The 19,740-nt window shown below is 53.0% G+C and carries 14 protein-coding genes; 9 read left to right on the forward strand and 5 right to left on the reverse strand.

The genetic code is table 11. The annotated features are described in order from the left end of the window. Positions 1-12 precede the first annotated feature (12 nt). A complete protein-coding gene (locus VFT64_04435; GenBank protein ID HEU5047073.1) occupies positions 13-615 on the forward strand; it encodes a hypothetical protein in 603 nt (200 codons plus the stop codon). Between the two features lie 6 nt (positions 616-621). Here the strand turns inward: VFT64_04435 and sdhA are convergent, their stop codons facing one another. Then, positions 622-2,382 (reverse strand): succinate dehydrogenase flavoprotein subunit, encoded by a 1,761-nt coding sequence (gene sdhA / locus VFT64_04440; GenBank protein HEU5047074.1) that lies wholly within the window; start codon positions 2,380-2,382, stop codon positions 622-624. A 30-nt stretch (positions 2,383-2,412) separates the two neighbouring features. Here sdhA and nadC point away from each other — a divergent pair, with 30 nt between their 5' ends. The 5 genes from nadC (at position 2,413) to VFT64_04465 (ending at position 6,051) form a co-directional block, all read left to right on the forward strand. Beyond that, the gene (gene nadC / locus VFT64_04445; protein HEU5047075.1) at positions 2,413-3,258 is read left to right on the forward strand and encodes a carboxylating nicotinate-nucleotide diphosphorylase; all 846 of its coding nucleotides are present in this window, start codon (positions 2,413-2,415) and stop codon (positions 3,256-3,258) included. A 144-nt stretch (positions 3,259-3,402) separates the two neighbouring features. Continuing rightward, complete coding sequence (locus VFT64_04450; GenBank protein ID HEU5047076.1) at positions 3,403-4,365, forward strand: hypothetical protein; 963 nt, start codon at positions 3,403-3,405, stop codon at positions 4,363-4,365. 12 nt (positions 4,366-4,377) lie between these two features. Then, positions 4,378-4,731 carry a hypothetical protein gene (locus VFT64_04455; GenBank protein HEU5047077.1) on the forward strand — a complete coding sequence of 118 codons (354 nt, stop codon included), beginning with the start codon at positions 4,378-4,380 and terminating at the stop codon, positions 4,729-4,731. Positions 4,732-5,035: 304 nt separating this feature from the next. Further along, positions 5,036-5,503, forward strand: a complete 468-nt coding sequence (locus VFT64_04460; GenBank protein ID HEU5047078.1) for a hypothetical protein — start codon at positions 5,036-5,038, stop codon at positions 5,501-5,503. A gap of 287 nt (positions 5,504-5,790) precedes the next feature. After that, positions 5,791-6,051, forward strand: a complete 261-nt coding sequence (locus VFT64_04465) for a hypothetical protein (GenBank protein HEU5047079.1) — start codon at positions 5,791-5,793, stop codon at positions 6,049-6,051. A 154-nt stretch (positions 6,052-6,205) separates the two neighbouring features. On the opposite strand, the gene VFT64_04470 is transcribed toward VFT64_04465, so the two are convergent. Genes VFT64_04470 through argS form a run of 4 tightly spaced genes read right to left on the reverse strand, consistent with a single transcriptional unit; the run spans position 6,206 to position 10,676 of the window. Beyond that, positions 6,206-6,895 (reverse strand): site-2 protease family protein, encoded by a 690-nt coding sequence (locus VFT64_04470; GenBank protein ID HEU5047080.1) that lies wholly within the window; start codon positions 6,893-6,895, stop codon positions 6,206-6,208. Positions 6,896-6,931: 36 nt separating this feature from the next. Then, a complete protein-coding gene (gene nagZ / locus VFT64_04475; protein HEU5047081.1) occupies positions 6,932-7,933 on the reverse strand; it encodes a beta-N-acetylhexosaminidase in 1,002 nt (333 codons plus the stop codon). Next, complete coding sequence (locus tag VFT64_04480; GenBank protein ID HEU5047082.1) at positions 7,930-8,895, reverse strand: SPOR domain-containing protein; 966 nt, start codon at positions 8,893-8,895, stop codon at positions 7,930-7,932. The genes nagZ and VFT64_04480 overlap by 4 nt, the downstream gene beginning before the upstream one ends. Beyond that, positions 8,895-10,676 (reverse strand): arginine--tRNA ligase, encoded by a 1,782-nt coding sequence (gene argS / locus VFT64_04485; protein ID HEU5047083.1) that lies wholly within the window; start codon positions 10,674-10,676, stop codon positions 8,895-8,897. The genes VFT64_04480 and argS overlap by 1 nt, the downstream gene beginning before the upstream one ends. Before the next feature lie 161 nt (positions 10,677-10,837). Here argS and VFT64_04490 point away from each other — a divergent pair, with 161 nt between their 5' ends. From VFT64_04490 to VFT64_04500, 3 genes are all read left to right on the forward strand, one after another. After that, positions 10,838-12,160, forward strand: coding sequence for a hypothetical protein (locus tag VFT64_04490; protein ID HEU5047084.1), 1,323 nt, complete (start codon positions 10,838-10,840; stop codon positions 12,158-12,160). Positions 12,161-12,352: 192 nt separating this feature from the next. Beyond that, on the forward strand, positions 12,353-14,728 hold the full coding sequence (locus VFT64_04495) for a hypothetical protein (protein ID HEU5047085.1): 2,376 nt from the start codon (positions 12,353-12,355) through the stop codon (positions 14,726-14,728). Between the two features lie 163 nt (positions 14,729-14,891). Next, complete coding sequence (locus VFT64_04500; protein ID HEU5047086.1) at positions 14,892-19,652, forward strand: NAD-glutamate dehydrogenase; 4,761 nt, start codon at positions 14,892-14,894, stop codon at positions 19,650-19,652. Positions 19,653-19,740 lie beyond the last annotated feature (88 nt).

Consider the following 19,740-nt stretch of genomic DNA (forward strand, 5'->3'; position numbering starts at 1 on the left):
TATAAATGGCCTATGGACAATCCATATGGCAATTCCAGCGTAAATCACTTCGCCACAAAAAATGTCGCCTTTCAGACGACGAAATCGGTCGCGTTAGCGGGAACGATCAGCACTGCTTTGCTCTATGCGCTCACAAGGGTGGCAGGGATAAGGGGAGCGTTGCCGGGAAGTATGGCGGCGGGAACGCTGATTGGCGGATATTACGGTTATAACAAGTACCAAAAAACACGCATCGACAATTACAAGGCGGAAACGCTGAACCGCTACGAATCTTCTCCGTTGATCCAATACGATATACTTGCTCAGACCGGTGCGCCGGATTTTCACTACACTCCGACTAAGCTGGAGCACAATCTCTCAAATATTAATTTGGCAAGTTTTACGGGATCGTGGGTATCGGATATAAATGACAGTATACGCAACCGGCCGCTTTCTCGCCTAACCCAAGCGTTGTATGCAACTACTTTTCTGTCTTTCTTTGGGGGAGCGGCGGTGCATATCAAAGGGCTTAATCAGGCAGTAAAGCAGGAAGCGCAGAATATCTCGTTTGCAGAGAGGATTGCGCTGCAACGCGCGGCCAGTGCCATGAATGGTCCGCCTGCCGCATTCCGCTAAATATATTTAGTAGTGGCGCATTTCCGGTTCAAAAGAGGGAGCATCTTCTCCGGCTTTCCTGACAGCATTTTTACCAAGTGTATAATCACCGTTTTCACCCATGGTAAAAGTCGTATGCTGAAGCCACTGCGCGTCGTTTCGGGCGGGATAATCCGACCGGTAATGTGCGCCTCGGCTTTCTGTGCGGTGAAGTGCGGAAGCGATGGTTGCCAGCGCTTGCCGCAACAGATTATCCAGCTCAGCCGCTTCCACAAGATCGGTATTCCAGATCATGCTTTTATCACGCACCAGCAGTGAATTAGCGGCTTTGTCCCGCACTGCCTGCAATGCACTCAAGCCCGCAGTCAGCAAATGCGCATCGCGGAAAATGCCGGCATGATGCTGCACGATGTTTTGCGTCTCCTTGCGCAAAGAAGCGGGCGTAAATTCCCCCGCACTGGTGCGTAAACGCTGCAGGCGGCCAAGCGCTTTATCAAGGGAAGCGGGGTCAACTGCAGAATAAGTGGCACTATGATGCTGAGCGGCTTCTTCACCTGCGATCTTGCCGAACACCATAAGGTCCAGCAGAGAGTTACAGCCCAGGCGATTAGCCCCGTGCACGGAATTGCAGGCTGCTTCGCCGATTACATAAAGCCCCGCCACCGGCGCGTTATGTGCATTGAGCACTTGGCCGTTGGCAAGCGCGGGAATACCGCCCATCGTGTAATGTACGGAAGGCAGCACCGGAATAGGGGATTTTGTGATATCGATTCCTGCGAAGGTCTTTGCGATATCTTTAATAGAGGGCAGTTTTTCCTGAATAATATCCGATCCGATATGCGAAAGCTGCAGCTCCACATGGTCGCGCCGTTTGCCGCAGCCGCGTCCTTCGCGGATTTCCTGAATGATGGCGCGGCTGATAACATCACGCGAGGCAAGGTCTTTGTAAGATGGCGCATAACGCTCCATGAAGCGCTCGCCGTTGCCGTTAAGCAGGAAACCGCCTTCGCCGCGTGCGCCCTCGGTAATCAGCACGCCCGCGCCATAAAGCCCGGTCGGGTGGAACTGAATGAATTCCATATCCTGCAGCGGCAGCCCTGCGCGCAGCGCCATGCCGTTGCCATCGCCTGTGCAGATGGTGGATGCTGTGGTCTGCGCGTAAACCTGGCCGTAGCCGCCTGTGGCGATGATAAGCTGCTTGGACTGGAAAAGATGCAGCGCTCCCGTTTCCAGTTCAAGGGCCAATACGCCCACGCAGGCGCCTTCGCGGTCGAACATCAGATCGAGCGCAATGAACTCCACAAAGAAGCGTGTGCCGCAGCGTAAATTCTGCTGGTAGAGCGTATGGAGGATAGCATGGCCTGTGCGGTCGGCGGCAGCGCAGGCGCGATAGGCAATGGCACCTTTACCGTATTCCGTGGATTGGCCGCCATAAGCGCGCTGGTATATTTTGCCGTCTTCATCGCGCGTAAACACCACGCCCATATGCTCCAGCTCGCGAATGGCCTGCGGCGCTTCACGGCACATGACGGCAATGGCATCCTGGTCGCCTAGCCAGTCCGAGCCGCGGATCGTGTCATACATATGCCAGCGCCAGTCATCCTCGCCCCGGTTGCCAAGCGCCGCGTTAATGCCGCCCTGTGCTGCGACCGTATGGCTACGCGTGGGCGGGACTTTGGTGACGACGGCGACGCTTGCTTCCTTACTGGCAGCGGCAAGGGCGGCCCGCAAACCCGCTCCGCCCGCGCCGATGATCACGACGTCGAAATGATGTTTTACGATTTCCATAATACGTATTACGTGGTAAGAGAGGCCATTATGGAACCAAATTTCGCGGAAGTCGAGCGTATCATTGCAGCTTCGCTGGCCGAAGATGTCGGCACGGGCGATGCGACGGCGCAGTTGCTGATCCCCGAAACGGCTACGGCGCGCCTGTCATTCATCAATCGCGAGCCGATGGTCATGGCCGGTGGCTTCCTTGTGCCGCGCGTATTTGCGCAGGTTGATAAGGCCATTAAAACCACCGTCAATGTGGCTGAAGGCGTAAAAGTAGAAGCGCGCACGGAACTGATCCGTGTGGAAGGCAATGCGCGCGCAATCCTGACGGCAGAACGCGTGGCGCTGAACCTGCTGCAGCGCATGGCGTCGGTGGCAACGGTCGCAGCGGCATATGTGGAAGCCGTGCGCGGCACAAAGGCCGTGATTCTCGATACGCGCAAAACGATGCCGGGCCTGCGTGTGCTGGATAAATACGCCGTGTGCGCAGGCGGTGCAACCAATCACCGCATGCGGCTGGATGACGGCATCCTGATCAAAGACAATCATATCGCCGTTTGCGGCAGCGTAGCTCTAGCGCTGCAGCGCGCGCAGGCGGGCAATAAGAACAACCTGCCGATCGAAGTGGAATGCGACACGCTCCAGCAGATGGAGGAAGCGCTGGCGGCAGGTGCCACGCTTATCATGCTGGATAATATGTCCCCCGCCATGATGCGCGAAGCCGTGCGGATTAATGCAGGCCGCGCGAAGCTGGAAGCTTCTGGCAACGTGGATATCGACAATGTGCGCGAGGTGGCAGAAACCGGGGTGGATTTCGTCTCCATCGGCCGCCTGACGAACTCGGTGAAGAACGTCGATATCGGGCTCGACAGCATCGTCGAAAAATAAAAATACGCTTCGCGGGATTTTTCCTGTTGACTGTAGCGTGAAGAGAATTTATAGTAATTCATAAGGTGAGTAATTGCGCCTGACACACCCCGCCCAGCAGACATGCCGGAGCGGGTTTTTTATTGCCCTGATTTTATGATTCCCATGTCGCTTGCAAAATTCGCCGCGCGCCAAGCTGTGCAGGCTGTGCAGCGCCATCTTGTGCTTAATGATGTCGGGCTGATGATGGGTGTAACAATACTGGCAAAAAGGGGAGGCGATGAACTCCGGTTGGATGAGAAACGCGTCATGACTCTGCTTTCAGTCGCCCATGGTCGGGTGCCTGCACAGAAAACGCTGAACTACATCCGCAATGCCGAAAAGCATTATCAGCAAGGCGACGCGCTGATGTGCAGCATGGCGCTCGCACTGACGGGCGTGCATGGATTCACACAGATCGAGCAGGCGCATGAGCTGTTTGCGGCCGAGGAATTCCTGAATACAGGCGGCACGGAACTAGAGCTGCTGAAACATTGCGGTATCGAGCGTGTGCTTGATGATCCGAACGCGCTGGCACTTTATAAAATGCTTGCGAAGGAGAACCCGTATCATAAACCTGCAGGCTCACCCAATAGCACAGGAGGGCAGTTTACCGATGCGAAAGGTGCGAGTGGAGGTGGAGCGATAGACCCGCGCCCTGATCTGCCAGTTGATAATGAGTCCGCTAGTTCTGATCTGATTGGTGGAATTGTCATTCCGGCAATAGGAGCATTTGCTGCAATGGAAACGATTGGTATAGAAGGGGTTGCTGCTGTTGGAACGCGTATCAGAAGTTTGTTTTCGGGAGGTGAGGTAGCGGAAGCAAGTCTTACGGTAGAAGAAAATACCGCAGCACAGGCAGAAAATCTTGCTAGATTTGAATCAAAATTGCCTGCGAAAGCAAAGCCGACTAAAATTACACAATTGCCGGATGGAGGGAAAATATTTCAAGCGGATGTCCCTGCCAATAATATTCCGGGTTCTTTTGCAAGATATGAAAAAACTATAGATTCAATGGGAAATACGGTACGCTATACTAAAACTACTTATGCGCCTGATGGTAGTATCGTACATCTTAAGATAAAATAAGAAGCACAGATTATGCAAAACCGTAAAGCAGTATTAGAACAATTATTACTATGCCCTGATCATGGACGATTACGGGATGTTACTGCTGCACTCCAACAATTCCCTTGGGATTGCAATGAGCCGCTTGTAACGCTGACACGTCCGCTTATTGAAAGTATATTGAGCCGTTATGTGCATTCTGAGCTTACATCGGCAGATGTTGAAGAGTGGGCCAATCTCGTTGAAGGGCGCGATGATATTAAATTCGAGCCCGGTAATGAGGATACTGTCGGTGCTATCATGCATGAGCTGGCAAACCCGTTTCTGACAGAGCCTTTGACTCAAAAAAGAGCAGAGTTTTTAATACAAACCGTACGTGATAAATGAGATGTATGGTATATTACATAGGTAAATCATATGGCGATTTGTCCTGTATGTGGCTATCCTGAACTGGATGAGCATCCTCGTACTGATGAGGGCGGAGGGTCTTATGAGATATGTCCCTGCTGTAACTTTCAGTTCGGTGTGACGGATGATGATGAACATATCAGCTACTCGCAATGGCGCGAAAGATGGATTAAGAGTGGTATGATATGGGATGAAGGAAACTCAGAGCCTTCACAGAGTTGGAATCCCAGAAAGCAGCTTGAGAATCTGGCAAAGCTTCCCAAATAGTTTTTACCGGCTCACTATGTTTATTCTTTCCTTTCCCAATCTGGATGAGGTGCAATCTCACCTTGCCGGAATTCCGGATGTGCTGCATGCGGCATTGTTGATGAAATCGCAGGAACTGGCGGATAGCCTGCAGCAGAAAGTGGGTGAAAAGCTGAGCGGTGACGTGCTGCAAAGCAAGACCGGCCTACTGAGCAACAGCGTTATGAGCGAGGTGCAGGAAACGGATGCAGGTGTCAGCACGAGCGTGTTTGTAAATGGTGATGTGCCTTACGCGGCGATTCAGGAATATGGCGGCACGACGAAAGCGCATATCATCACGGCCCTGAACGGCAAGATGCTGGCCTTCAGCATGGACGGAAAGCTGATGTTCGCGCCGCAGGTCAACCATCCCGGCTCCGTTATTCCGGAACATTCCTACCTGCGCTCCTCGCTGGATGAAATGAGCGGCCATATTGCAGACGGAATGAGTTCGGTATTCTTGTAACTGCCCTGTTATTGTCATTCCTGCGCAGGCAGGAAACCAATTTCTTGGTAGTTTCTGGATGCCAGCTTTCGCTGGCATGACAACTCATCCACTTGCCGGCAGAGCAAGAAACGCGGTCAGAAGACCGCGCCCTTCAGTCGCCGTTAGGCGTTAGGTTCATCGCGCAGGCCAGCAGGCCGAAGCGGGAACGAAAAAAACATAAAGAGTCTACAGGCATTGCAGCAAAGCGGTGATGAATGCCGCGATATAAAAGCACTGATAGAAGCCTATTTTAAGTGAGCATCCTCATGAGAAGAAGCATTATTCCGCTGGCAGTATCTCTGCTGACAGCCTGCACGCATGCGCAGCCAGTGCCGGAACCGGTAGTGGTGAAAGTGCCGGTTGCCATTCCATGCAGCCCACCGCCAATCGCAGAGCCTTACTGGAACGTGGTGCATCTCGAAAATAACGCCAGCGATACAGAGCGACTCAAAGCCCTGCTTGTGGATATGGATACGAGCAAAGCCTACATTGAGGAGCTAAAAGCACAGCTAAAGGCGTGTTCATGATACATTAACTTCGACCACTTGCGTGGATACGCGGAGGAGTTCTATACGACGACCCCGCGCGCAAGCGCGAGGGGGTAAGCGTAAGCGAAGGGGAATTCTTATTCCCCTTATATAAAAACTCTTTTAGGGCAGCACCGAAAGGTGCTGCCCTTTTTTATTGCGCGGAATTTCCGATACCGGCCAGGTGCAGCAGGACCATGCGCAGCCAGTCGGCTGGTCCATAAACCAGCGTCTGCATGAGATCGAAAGGAATGATCTGGTGGTTATAAAGAAAGCCTGCCGCCAGGAATAATAAGAACACTGCCATAAGGCCAAAACGTTCACCACGTGCATATACGGCGGCGATGCGGGGTGGCAGCAGGGAACCCAGTACGCGCCCGCCATCCAGCGGCAGCACGGGAATCATGTTGAAAATGGCGAGCACGATATTGATATTGATGGAATGGTACAGATTCATGTAAAGCCATGGAGCCTGCTCGGGAGTGACAAATGATTCCAGATGCAGCGCGAGCGCGCTTAAGAAGGCCAGTACGAGATTGGTTCCGGGCCCTGCCAGCGATACCCACAATGTGCCTGAGCGTGGATGGCGCAGTCTGTTGAACAGCACGGGCACAGGCTTCGCCCAGCCGATGATAAACGGCGAGCCGGTGAAGATCAGCAGTCCCGGAAGGATAATGGTGCCGAACCGGTCGATATGCCGCAATGGATTAAGGGTGACGCGTCCCAGTCGCTTGGCGGTGTCGTCGCCCAGCATATTGGCGGCGAAACCATGCGCCGCTTCATGCAGTGTGATAGCAAGAATAAGCGGGATAACAAAAGAGGATACTTCAAAAAAGTTAATCATAGAGCGTTCCTGAAGGGGCTATAATACGCCCCGCGTTTATATTTCGCTGGAAGCCAGTTTTTCTGCCGTGGTGTAATCATACTCGGCCGGGATCTTAAGCTGCGCCAGGGCACGTTCGAAACGCAACTCGGCCTGCTCGCTAAGTGGTGCCAGGACGCTTGCGATCTGCTGCATTTCATCCATCTTGCCGTTGCAATGCAGAATCAGGTCGCATCCTGCATGCAGTGTACGTTCGGTCAGTTCGCTGAAGCTGCCTTTGAGCGCCTTCATGGATAAATCATCCGACATCAGCATTCCGTCGAAGCCGATTTCGCTGCGGATATAGCTGATGGCCTTGGAGGAAAGCGTCGCAGTATTATCAGGATCAAGCGCGGTATAAAGAATATGCGCCGTCATGCCCAGTGGCAGGAAGGAAAGCGCTTTGAAGGGAATGAAGTCGCTGCGCTGCAGTACTTCCAGCGATTCACTGACGACAGGCAATTGCTCATGGCTGTCCGCGCGTGCGCGGCCATGACCCGGGATATGCTTGAGCACGGGAAGCACACCGCCGTCTATCAGGCCATTTGCCATCGTAGCTGCCAGAATGCTGACCTGATGGGGATCGTCCCCATAAGCGCGGTCGCCGATGATATCGTGCGCGTTTTTCACCGGCACATCCGCAAGCGGCGCACAATCGACATTGATACCAAGTTCATAAAGCTCACGCGCGATCAGGCGTGCATTGGCATAAACGGCCGCCTTCGCCGCCGCAATGGAGGAATCCGCAATTCGCGCAAAAAACGCTGCCGGAGGAGCCTTACGCCAGTGCGGGGGCCTAAGCCGTGCAACGCGACCGCCTTCCTGATCGATCAGGATCAGCACATCTTCGCGCTGCAGAAGCTCGCGCAAATCATGCGTCAGCTTTTTAACCTGCTGAGGAGTGTCGCAATTGCGTGCGAACAGGATGAAGCCAAGCGGATTAACCTGTGCAAAGAAACGCTTTTCGTCTTCAGTCAGCGTAAGGCCTTCAAGACCGAATATACCAGCTTTTGGCGTCATTTGTTCTTTGCCAGAAAACATCCCTGACCGTCACCCATTAGCGAAACGCAAGCAGAGGACGCTGCCTTGGAGGAGGCAAAGGGGCCTGCCTGCAGACGGTAATAATGCTTGCCGTTCACCGTGACATGAATGACGTAATGCTGCTTGCCGCTAAGCTCATCGGAATAGGTGCCGGAAATGCGCTTCCATTCCTTATCCGCTTCGGCCTGGGACTGATATGCGCCGAGCTGAACGCGCACTTTCGGAAGGTCCTGATTCTGTGCGGCCGGAGCGGCTGCCGCTTTTTTCGGCGGTGGCGCGGCCTGTTCGGTGGTATCGTTATCCGCAGCGTCATCATCCGCAGGTGCCTGTTCGGCAGCGGCGGCTTTTACCGGGGCCGATTTAGCAGTCTGAGACGGTTTTGCAGTTTGCGCAGCAGGAGCAGCTGCTACGGGTGCAGTCGGAGCAGCCAGCACGGGCTTGTTAGGAGAGGCGGCCTGTGCACTATTATCTTCGTTCTTGGCCGATTCTTTCGCGTCTTCGTGGATCAGCGGAGCGCTGGAAGGCGGTGAGAACTGCCTCGTTTTCGTGCCATCTGCCGAACGGCTCTTCAGCTTCTCATCCATCCAGGTTTCAGTAGCTGGATGCTTCTGCACCGGCTCTTCGGTCGGCGGAACGATACGCTCAGCCGCCTGCTTTTCGCGGTTATCACCATTGACGAGATTATAGACGGTCTTATCCTGATTGGGGATCTGCATGCCGCCGGGATCAGCCGGGGCTTCCTTGATCGGATTTTTGTCGGGTTTGACAACTTCGATATCTTTCTCATCGACTTCGCCGCCGCTCTTATAGGCATACCAGGCGAGACCGAAAAATCCGCCCAGTGCGAACAACACGACTACAGCCTGAAGCCAGCGAAAAAATCCGCCATTTTCGTCTTCGTCATCTTCATCGTATTCGAGTTCGTCGTCGTCCCTGGCCATTAACGCATCTCCTCCAACGGTTCAACCCCCAGCACGCCCAATCCGCAAGCGATTACGGCGGCGCAAGCCCTTACCATCGCCAAGCGTGCTGCAGTCAAATCTATATCATCTTTTTGGATAAAACGAAGCGTTAAATCGCTGTTGCCCATATTCCACAAACCGTGAAACTCAGCGGCCAGTTCATGCAGGAAAAACGCAACGCGATGCGGCTCGTATCCCAGCGCCGCCGACTCCAGCAGGCGGGGGAAGGAAGCCATCATGCGGATGAGCGAAAGTTCCGCGGGATGGGTGAGACGCGCAAGCTGATCGTTCGTCGGGCTTTCAGAGAAAGCAAGCGCCACGCCGATTTCTTCCGCTGCCAGGCGCAGCGCGGATTTGGCGCGCGCATGCGCATACTGTACATAGAATACAGGATTGTCTTTCGATTGCTCCATGACTTTCTCGAAATCGAAATCGAGCATCGCGTCGTTCTTGCGGGTGAGCATGATAAAGCGGAACACGCCTTTGCCGACTTCATCCACCACTTCACGTGCGGTGATGATCGTACCCTTGCGCTTGGACATTTTAACCTGTTCGCCGCCGCGCGACAGGCTTACCATCTGGCAGAGCTTGACGGTCAGTTGTGCTTCGCCGCCGCTTAGAGCTTTTACGGCAGCCTGTATGCGCTTGGCATAGCCGCCATGATCGGCCCCGAGCACATCCACCATCAGGTGAAAGCCACGCTTGAACTTGTCGTAATGATAGGCGGTGTCAGGTGCAAAATACGTCCAGCTTCCATCGGACTTCTTGAGTGCGCGATCTACATCGTCGCCAAAGTCGGTTGCCTTGAACAGCGTTTGCTCGCGCGGCTCCCAGTCGTCTGGTGTCTTGCCTTTCGGCGGTTCCAGGATGCCGCGGTAAATAAGCCCTTTGGCATCCAGCATGGCAAGCGTCTCTTCGATCCGGCCCGCTTCCGTCAGCCCGCGTTCAGACGTGAACACGTTGTGCGCAATGCCGAGTGCGGCAAGATCGCCTTTAATCAGTTCCATCATGGCTTCTATAGCGAAGGCGCGGATGGTAGGCAGCCATTTCTCGTCCTTGGCCAAAACGTATTTCCCGTTTTCCTTAACAGCAAGAGAATCGCCGAATTTGGCTTTCAGCGCTTCCCCCACGGAAACCAGGTAATCACCCGGATAGTAGCCTGCGAGCATTTCATCCGTAATGGTCTCGCCAAGCGCCTGCAGATAACGCAGACCCGCAGCATAGGCAAGTTTATCCACCTGTGCGCCAGCGTCATTGATATAATATTCGCGTGTGACATCGAAACCGACCTTTGCAAGCAGGCTCGCCAGCGCGTCCCCGTATACTGCGCCGCGCCCATGCCCTACATGCATCGGCCCGGTAGGGTTGGCAGAAACATATTCCACATTGACTTTACGTTTCCCGCCGAGCGTCGAATCACCGTAGCGTTCGCCTTCGCGCAGGATGGCAGCAACGACCTGATGCCAGAAGGAAGGGGTAAACCGTATATTAATGAAACCCGGCCCTGCAATCTCGACTGAAGCGACACCCGGAAGTGTACGAATACGCTCCGAAAGCAACTCGGCCAGTTCGCGCGGTTTCTTACCGGCTTTGCCTGCAAGAATCATCGCGGCATTTGTCGCCATATCCCCATGTTCCGCCTCTCGCGGCGGCATGACATCCACGGCATCAAATGCAACCCCTGCCGGAATCGCATCTTCCGCCTGCAATTGCTTGAGGATTTCCAATATATTGGATTTTATTAAAAAAAACACATTCATAAAATCTTAACACTTAGCTGGTATATTTTAACTAGTTATACAGCATATTCGGTTGCAAATGACTATCAAATTCTGTAGCAAGGCCGCCCTCTTAATGTTGTATGGAAGGTTTCGGGTAGGGTATGGGCATACATGCGGATGATATAAGGCGACGCGTACCTGTGCCAGCACAATTCGTAGATCAAGGCTTGAGATGGCGACAAATAATCGGTGAGAGAGCCGTCGATCTTAGGCGTAGATTAAGGGCGAATAAGCATGAGCCAGCAAGCGGTTATAACATCGTCATTCTTAATCAATCGATAGAAGATTTTCCTAACATATCCGCAATAAAGTTCCAATTGGAACTTGAAAGCCAGGGCCACAGGGTGCATACAGTGCACTGGCAAAGCGGCAATCCTCACATTGACAGAGAGGGAATGCGAGGCGGTGCGCATCTTAAAGCAGATGGCTGTGAAATCAAGGTAACGGGTCTGCCGGGCTTTGGCGACTACCCGGAATTCATGGCATTGCTGATGGAACATCAGGCGCGTGAAGCCGATAAAAAGCAAGCCCTTGATGCCGGTGCATCGAAAGAAGAGGTCGGGGAACTTAGCGGCATTCAGGTGCAAACGCGCGAAGACGGCGTTTATATAGTCTATCCGGAAGTTGACCAGGACATTAGGCGAGTTGACGGAGTCAACCTGATGTGCGATCGCCCTGAAGATCCAGGCAAGCTGAATGCAGGAATAAGACTGCAAAAAGAGATGGAAGACATGGGGGTCTTTCCTTTGACGTCTGCCAACGCAATGAATATATCCAAGGACAAAGTGCGCTCTACAAAATGTTTCAGGTCATCTGATATTCCGATTCCCAAAGGGTTCGAAGTTGAGAGGAATAGCCCGTTTAATGAAGAGCACATTAGAAGTCTTTTTGCAGATCTTCAATTTCCTGTGATGGTTAAGGATGCTTTGGGAAGCGGTGCGAATGGAGTCAACGCTTTCGAAGATCTGGAAGAGGCAATGCAGGAGGTGCGGCGGCTATATGATTCATATCATTCGATAGATATTCAGGAGAAAATTCCTCCATTGGTTGAGGATAAAGGCCGTCCGCACTTGCTAAGAATTATTGTGCAGAATGGCGAAGTGGTGGGGGCCATAAAATGGTTAGGGGAAGTTGGGGATACTGTACTGCCCATGCGCAAGGGGAAGTTTACGGGCGCAGAGGCGACGGTATTCGAGTTAAGTGACGAGCAGAAACAGATAGCAGTGAATACGGCCAAATCCTGTCTGCAGGGGTTGGCGGGCATTGACGCAATGCTGGTGGACGGTCCAGATGGCAAAGTAGATATGAGCTGTCTATGTGTTCTGGAAACTAATTCTGCTCCGGGGTTTGCAAGCTTCGAGCGCTATTTCGGTGAGGTAATACCCACAATAGCGGAGAATTTTATCAAGATGATTGCGGTCGATAAAGAGCACAAGCGACAACCTGTCCCCCGCCAGCGTTAATAGTCCCTGGCCATGTATGTGATTATATAATAAGGCGTTTTATAGGAAATTGAAGGATTAGAGTAAAAAGAAGTGAGTGGCTATTTGTAACAAAAGTTTAATATGTAATCCACACCATGAGATGGTATATTTTAAAGTATAAGCTGTAGAAGTCTGTCTACAGGCTGAACGTATTAAATATAGAGGATTTTCGTGCCAGAAGTGCTCGTGCAGAATAAGCAGGACGCCAAAGCATCCGATGCCCAGCCGATCGGTTCCTATAGCCGCGCGTCTTATGCGCCTGCGGAACGGCAGCAGCAGCTTCAGCACAGCGCTTCAGGTACTTCACCCGCACAGCGTGGATTTTCCGAAAAGGACGTAGACTGGTTGCATAAGCAGGGAATCGCGGCTGCAGCAGAAAAAACGGCAGAAGAGCATCCCATAGGGGGGCATGAAAAACCCGCCCCTGCGTCGCTGTCATCCAGCAAAATTGCGGCTGCTGAAGCAGAGCAGGGAAAGATACCCTGGTTCCGCGAAATCGGTATTACATCCGATCCTATCGAAATGAAGCGTATCTGGTCGCCGAGCTTCGAGCGCCATTACGAAGCCCGTAGCTGGGGTGAAACCTATAAGGGCCGTCTGGCGATGCGTTCCGTATCGCGCATAATTACCGGTTCTGCCGTATTTGCCGGAATGGGTATAGTCGCAGAGAATGCCCTGAAAGGATACGATTCATCCAAAGAGCATACTCCGACGAATCCCTTACAATATGCAGCCAGAGCGCTTGATAATACCATCGGTAAAGCGATTCAGGGAGGCGTCACGGCTATTACCAAAGACCCGGTGAAGGGGTTGAAAGCGGTAAGATTCAGGGATACAAATGACCGCCTCAGATACAGGGAAACAATGGGCGGTACGGTGTTTGGTCGCTCGCTCGGGCATGAAGTGGTAGACGTAACATTTAACTTCGCTTCCATGAGCTTTGCCGATTATATGACGCGTTACCTGATCGGAGTTTTTGATCCTCATGCGCACACAAAGTGGCTGAATGAAAAAGGCCATCTGGACTTGCCCGCAGGGTTAAAGGAACTGGGCGGTGCGTTATTTAAAGGCGTTACCTACGCCGCAGGCGAAGATATGTTTGTTGCATTGCCTTATGCGTATTATTCGGAATTGCAAAGCCGGATCATCGATAAAGCCAGCCCCGGCTTCAAAAAGGATTTTGACCTGGGGAAGATCGGCACCAGCATTAAGGTGAACGACAAAGGGGAAGCGGTCGGAAATTATAATCTCGAAGGTATTATCGATATTACCGGCAGGTTTACGGCTTATAATATCGGCACCAAATTCTTCCGTAATTTATATGCGAGTACCGAAGGTAAGATTCTGGACTGGAGGCACGGCATAACGCCACCGCCAAAAACGGAGGAGCAGAAGGGGAATGTTGTTGGCAGATCGGTGAACTATATTCTGACGAATGCAAGCAAGACCATATTTACAATGCTGCCGTCAGCGTTCTTATTTGCAACGCTACGCGTGCCTAGCAGTAAAAAGAGGCGAGTGGCAATTAATCATAAAACCGGCGAAGTGATAAAGGATGACTCCCATTTGTCAGGGTTCAGCCTGTCCGGGCAGGATGTATTTGCGACGGAGAAATCGCATTCTGTCTATATAGGCGATAATAAACAGCCATGGTATAATCATATCTTGAATCCTATCGGTGCAGGATTCCACAAATTAGGGGATAAGTATCAGGTAGGATTGGAAAAGGTACTGGGGAAAGAACACCAGGATGAGAGCACCCTGGGAGATTTTTCACATAGGTGGGCAATCAACGGTATTCCATACTTCCTGTATTTCGGATTGAAGTCGGACGTCATGTCGCCGTTCCTGGATACACATCGTTCCGACTTTGTGCTCAGCGGGTTCTTTAGCTCCGTCTGGGATTCCATGAAAGCGGTAGGCTCATTCAATCCCGAGAGAATAAAAGCGTCGTTCGGCGATACGCGCGAATGGATGAATGAAGTAGGGCTTGCAATGCTGAAGCAGCCTTCTCCCAAATATGAGCGAATCATTCAAAGAGAGATGAATGACGAAGGGTATAAGCTTTCCAACGAAGGTTACAGCTTGTATCAGGGGCAATATGAGCGCAGAAGGTTGCACCATGAGGAGCATCATACAGCCAAGGAAGAATTAGGGGCTGCTGCTATCGCGCGTCCGACCTTTGCCCGCTTGGATGCGAATGCATCTGCCGCACCGGCAGCTCAGACGGCTGCCAATGGGGCAGGGAGCGAAAATAACGCAGCCGCACCGGGTTATGCCGATATTGCAGGAAAGACCTCCATCGCCGGTTCCCTGCATCCGATTGCTTCTCCTGAAAATACGGTTGCCCAGAAGCAGGGAGATACGCAGAAAAACGGCAGCGATACACCAGCCGCCAAACAGGATCACGTCTCGCGCGTTGCCAAGTCCGGCCCCTTCAGCCCGGCGGATGTAATTCAGGAGCGCCAGCGCAAAGAGCCGGTAACGGCCACTTCTTTACTCGACCGGGCAATGATTATGCCGCCTTCGAGCAATGCAATCAATTGATATTGAATAATATTATTCATGGTGTGCTTGGCCTTCCCGGGCAGGCTGCACAAACCTCAGGAAAATGTTGGAATTTTCCGGGCGTTGGATTTATAAGTCCCTTTGGAAATCAATTATACCATTCGGTCGCTTCAGAGAATTACACTCACAAAAAGGCTTTCCCATGCAACAGGTGAATCACAAACAGGATTTTGATCGTTATATAAAAGAATTAGTGGGATTTCTTCCGTCCGGTGCGTCTGCGGATGCAAAATCGTTTGCCCAACAATTTTTCGATAAATTGCCGGCGATTGATCTTGCTGGGCTGGAGCCGAAACGCGCGGCAAAGATTGCTGCCACAGCTTACGAATTTCTGGGCGAACGTAAGCAGGATCGGCCTAAAGTGCGTATTTCATCGCAGAAGGCACAGACCGTCATAGAAATGCTGAATGACGACATGCCCTTCCTTGTGGACTCCGTAGCGGTGGAACTGGCGCGTCTTGGGATGACCATCACCCGTATCATTCACCCGATCGTTAGTGTCAAGCGCGGTAAAAAAGGCGAACTGACGGCGGTTGCACCGGTGGATAATAAAAGCAGCGGCTATACCAGCGAATCTTTTATTTACATTGAAGCATCCCGTCTGGGAGAAATGAGTGCCGATGAACTGGAGGCAAGCCTGACGCGTGTGCTGGATAATGTTCGCCTTGCCGTGCACGACTGGGCCGCTATGCGCGGCAAGATTGCTGAAAGCGTCCAGGATATCCAGAAAACCACTCCTGCTTTCAAAAGCGAGGAAATTACGGAAGTATCTGACTTTCTGGACTGGCTTGCTGCGAGGAATTTCGTTTTCCTCGGTTATATCGAATATGATTTCTACGATGAAAAAGGCAACAAATCGCTGCGTGTCGTGCCGGATTCGGAACTGGGCATCTTCCGCATGGATGATGACGAGCTGAAACCGAAGGGTCTGGAAGGGCTGCCGCCGGAAGTGCTGCATTTTGCACTTATTCCGCAATTGATCGAAATCACCAAATCCATGCGCAAGGCGGTGGTGCATCGTCCCGTGCATATGGATTATATCGGCCTGAAGCGCTTTGATTCGCAGGGTAAAGTCATCGGCGAACGCCGGTTTTTGGGGCTGTTTACGTCCAACGTCTACAAGCAGGGCGCAGGGGGGATCCCATTCCTGCGCCGCAAGATTGCGCGTGTGCTGTCCCATGCTAATTTTGACCCCGCCAGCCATGACGGCAAGAGCCTGCGAACGATTCTGGAATTCACACCCTGCGACGAATTGTTCCAGTTTTCCGAGGATGATCTCTATGAATACGCAATGGGTGTGCTTTCGCTGGAAACGCGCCCACGCGTCCGCCTGTTCGCGCGTAAGGATATTTTTGAACGTTTTGTAAGCTGCACGGTCTTCCTGCCGCGCGACCGCTATAGCAGCGACCTGCGCGAGGAAGTGCAGAACATGCTTGCTCACAGCTATGACGGAAAGGTGAGTGCTTACTACACGCAGATGACGGATTCGCCGCTGGTGCGCCTGCAGCTGATCATCAACACGCGCCCGGCCCATATTCCGAAAGTCAATATTGAAGCGTTGGAAGCACGTATTGCCAAAGCCACCCACCGTTGGAGCGATGCGCTGTCGGAGGGCTTGAAGGAGCATTTCGGAGAAGATGCGGCGGAAGAAATGATGCGTGTCTATGCCAATGCATTCCCCAAGGCATATGTTCACAGCCATGACATACGTTCCTGTGTATATGACATCAACAAGATCAACGATGTGATGCAGTCCGGCGCGGCTGCACTCGAGCTGTTCCGCTCGGATAGCGATCCCGCCAATATCGTGCATCTGAAATGGTATAATCCCAATGCTCAGGTGCCGCTGTCTGATGTGATGCCAATCCTGGAAAATATTGGATTCAAAGTCATTGACGAGCAGCCTTATCAGGTAAAACCGGCGGGCGCTGCGTTGAAAGAAGTCTGGATCCGCGATTTCATTCTCTCGGCGGATGCGAAGCTGCTGGCGGATATTGACGGCCTCAAACCGCTGTTTGAAGCAGCCTTGTCTAAAGTCTGGCAGCATGAGGTGGAGAACGACAAGCTCGGCGCGCTGGTGCTGTCTGCGCGTTTCGCATGGCGCGAAGTGCAGGTGCTGCGTGCTTATGCGAAGTACCTCAAGCAGGTAAATTTCGCATATGGTTTCGGTGCGATCGCCGAAGCGCTGAATAACAACCCGGCCATTGCACGCGCTATTTTCACGCTGTTTGACGCGCGATTCAATCCGTCTGCGAAGGGGAAAGATATCGCCAAATTGCAGGCAGAGATCGAGGCCCTGCTGGCGGATGTCAGCAATATCGCTGATGATCGTATTCTGCGCCGCTATGTGGATATCATCATGGCAACGCTGCGTACGAACTATTACCAGCCCGGCAAGGATGGAAAGCATAAGCCGTATATTTCATTCAAATTTGATTCGTCGAAAGTGCCGGAGCTGCCGCTGCCGCGTCCTTATGCGGAAATTTTCGTCTACTCCGCGCGCGTGGAAGGCATCCACTTGCGTGGCGGCAAAGTAGCTCGCGGTGGTTTGCGCTGGTCGGATCGTCGTGACGATTTCCGCACCGAAATTCTGGGACTCATGAAAGCACAGATGGTCAAGAACTCGGTCATCGTGCCGGTGGGCTCCAAAGGCGGCTTTGTACTGAAGCAGGCGCCGACGGCACGAGATGCGATGATGGAAGAAGGCGTGGCCTGCTACAAGATCTTCCTGTCCGGCCTGCTGGATCTCACGGATAACATCGTGGACGGCAAGGTTGTGCCGCCTAAGCACGTGGTGCGCCATGACGATGATGATCCCTATCTGGTTGTTGCGGCGGACAAGGGTACGGCGACATTCTCCGACTATGCCAATTCCGTTTCTAAGGATTATGGTTTCTGGCTGGACGATGCATTTGCATCTGGCGGCTCCGTGGGCTATGACCACAAGAAAATGGGAATCACGGCACGCGGCGGATTCATCTCCGTGGAACGCCATTTCCGTGAAATGGGCATCGATATCCATAAGGAAGATTTCACCGTCGTCGGTATCGGCGATATGGCGGGCGACGTGTTCGGTAACGGTATGCTGCTTTCCAAGCATATCCGCTTGGTTGGCGCATTCAACCATATGCATATTTTCCTCGATCCGAATCCGGATGCAGCCAGCAGCTTTAAAGAGCGCAAGCGCATGTTCAACCTGCCGCGTTCCAGCTGGAAGGATTACGACGCGTCTTTGATTTCTCAGGGCGGCGGTATCTTCGAGCGCAGCGCCAAATCCATCAAGCTGAGCCCGGAAGTGAAGAAATGCTTTGGCATCGAAAAGAACGCGCTTTCACCGGATGAATTGATCCGTGCGATGCTGGTGGCTCCGGTGGACCTGTTGTGGAACGGCGGTATCGGCACGTATGTGAAAGCCGAAGACGAAACCAATGAACAGGTGGGCGACCGCACAAATAATGCGTTGCGCGTGAACGGCAGGGATCTGAACTGCAAGGTGGTCGGCGAAGGCGGCAACCTGGGCCTGACCCAGAAAGGCCGTATCGAGTATGCCCAGGCAGGCGGCCGCATCAATACGGACGCGATCGACAACTCTGCTGGCGTGGACTGCTCCGACCATGAAGTCAATATCAAGATCGGCTTCGGCGGTGTGGTGGCATCCGGCAAACTTGCAATGGACAAGCGCGATACGCTGCTTGCCAGCATGACCGATGAAGTAGGCATGCTCGTGCTGAAGGATAACCAGCTGCAGACGCAGGCACTCACCATTGCGCAGATGCAGGCTCCGCAGCTGCTGGACGAGCATATCCGCCTGATGCATACGTTTGAAAGCAGGGGCGAACTGGACCGCGTGGTGGAATTCCTGCCATCGGACAAACAACTGGTTGAGCGCAAGAACGAGGGCAGAGGGCTGGTGCGTCCTGAACTGGCGGTGCTGCTGGCATACAGCAAGATGGCACTGTATCCGGAACTGCTTAAATCCTCATTACCGGATGATCCGTATTTTGCGAATGACCTGATCAGCTACTTCCCGGAAGCGATGCGCAAGGAATTTGCAGCTGAAATCAAACGTCACCCGCTACGCCGCGAGATCATCGCAACCGTCGTGACGAATGACATCATCAACCGTACCGGCATCACGCTGGTGCACAGGCTTTCGGAAGAAAGCGGCCTGGAGTTTGCAGATGTAGCAAGAGCACTGGCCGTGACGGACGAAGTATTCGGCCTGCGTGCGCTGTGGCAGAAGGTGGAAGCACTCGACGGCAAAATCGGCGTGGCCGCTCAGGTGGAACTGTTCCGCCAGATCACAGCCTTTACGGAACAGGTGGCGCAGTGGTTCCTGCGTAATACCGTACATCCGTTGGATGTTGTTGCGGCGACTAAGGAATTTGCGGCTGGCATCAAGTCATACGCGTCTTCCTGTGAATCTATTATTTCCGAGCCGATTGCAGAAAGCTACAAGGAAAGGCAGGAAAGCTTCCTTGCTGCACAGGTGCCTGCCGAACTCGCGGCGGAAATCGCAAGGCTGGATATTCTTTCTTCCGCGCCGGACGTGGTACTGGTCAGCAATGAAAGCAAGGGCAAGCTGGCGACCGTCGGCGAGCTGTATTTCCGCGTCGGTGCGGCATTGCGTCTGGATTGGCTGCGTCAGCAGGCAGGAAAAATTGTGGCCGCTTCGCACTGGGATCGGCTGGCCGTGGCGTCGATCATCGGCAGCCTGTTCGACGAACAGCGCCGCCTGACGCTCTCCGTGCTGGACAAAGGGGCGCTGGAAGACTGGCAGCAGGAACGCGCAGGCGATATCGAACGCTTCATCGCCTTTATGGACGACCTGAAAACCGGCGAAGCGGCCAACCTGCCGAAGCTTGTGATCGCCGAGAAGAAGGTGAAGGAAATAGGCCGTTAGAAAGAATGAAAGGGCGCGGTCAGTAGATCGCGCCCTTTAGTCGCGTAGCGTTAGGCTTATTGCGGAGGTCAGCAGGCCGAAGCAGGAG

It is taken from the genome of Rickettsiales bacterium, from assembly GCA_035765535.1.
GTDB lineage: Bacteria > Pseudomonadota > Alphaproteobacteria > Rickettsiales > JABCZZ01 > JABCZZ01.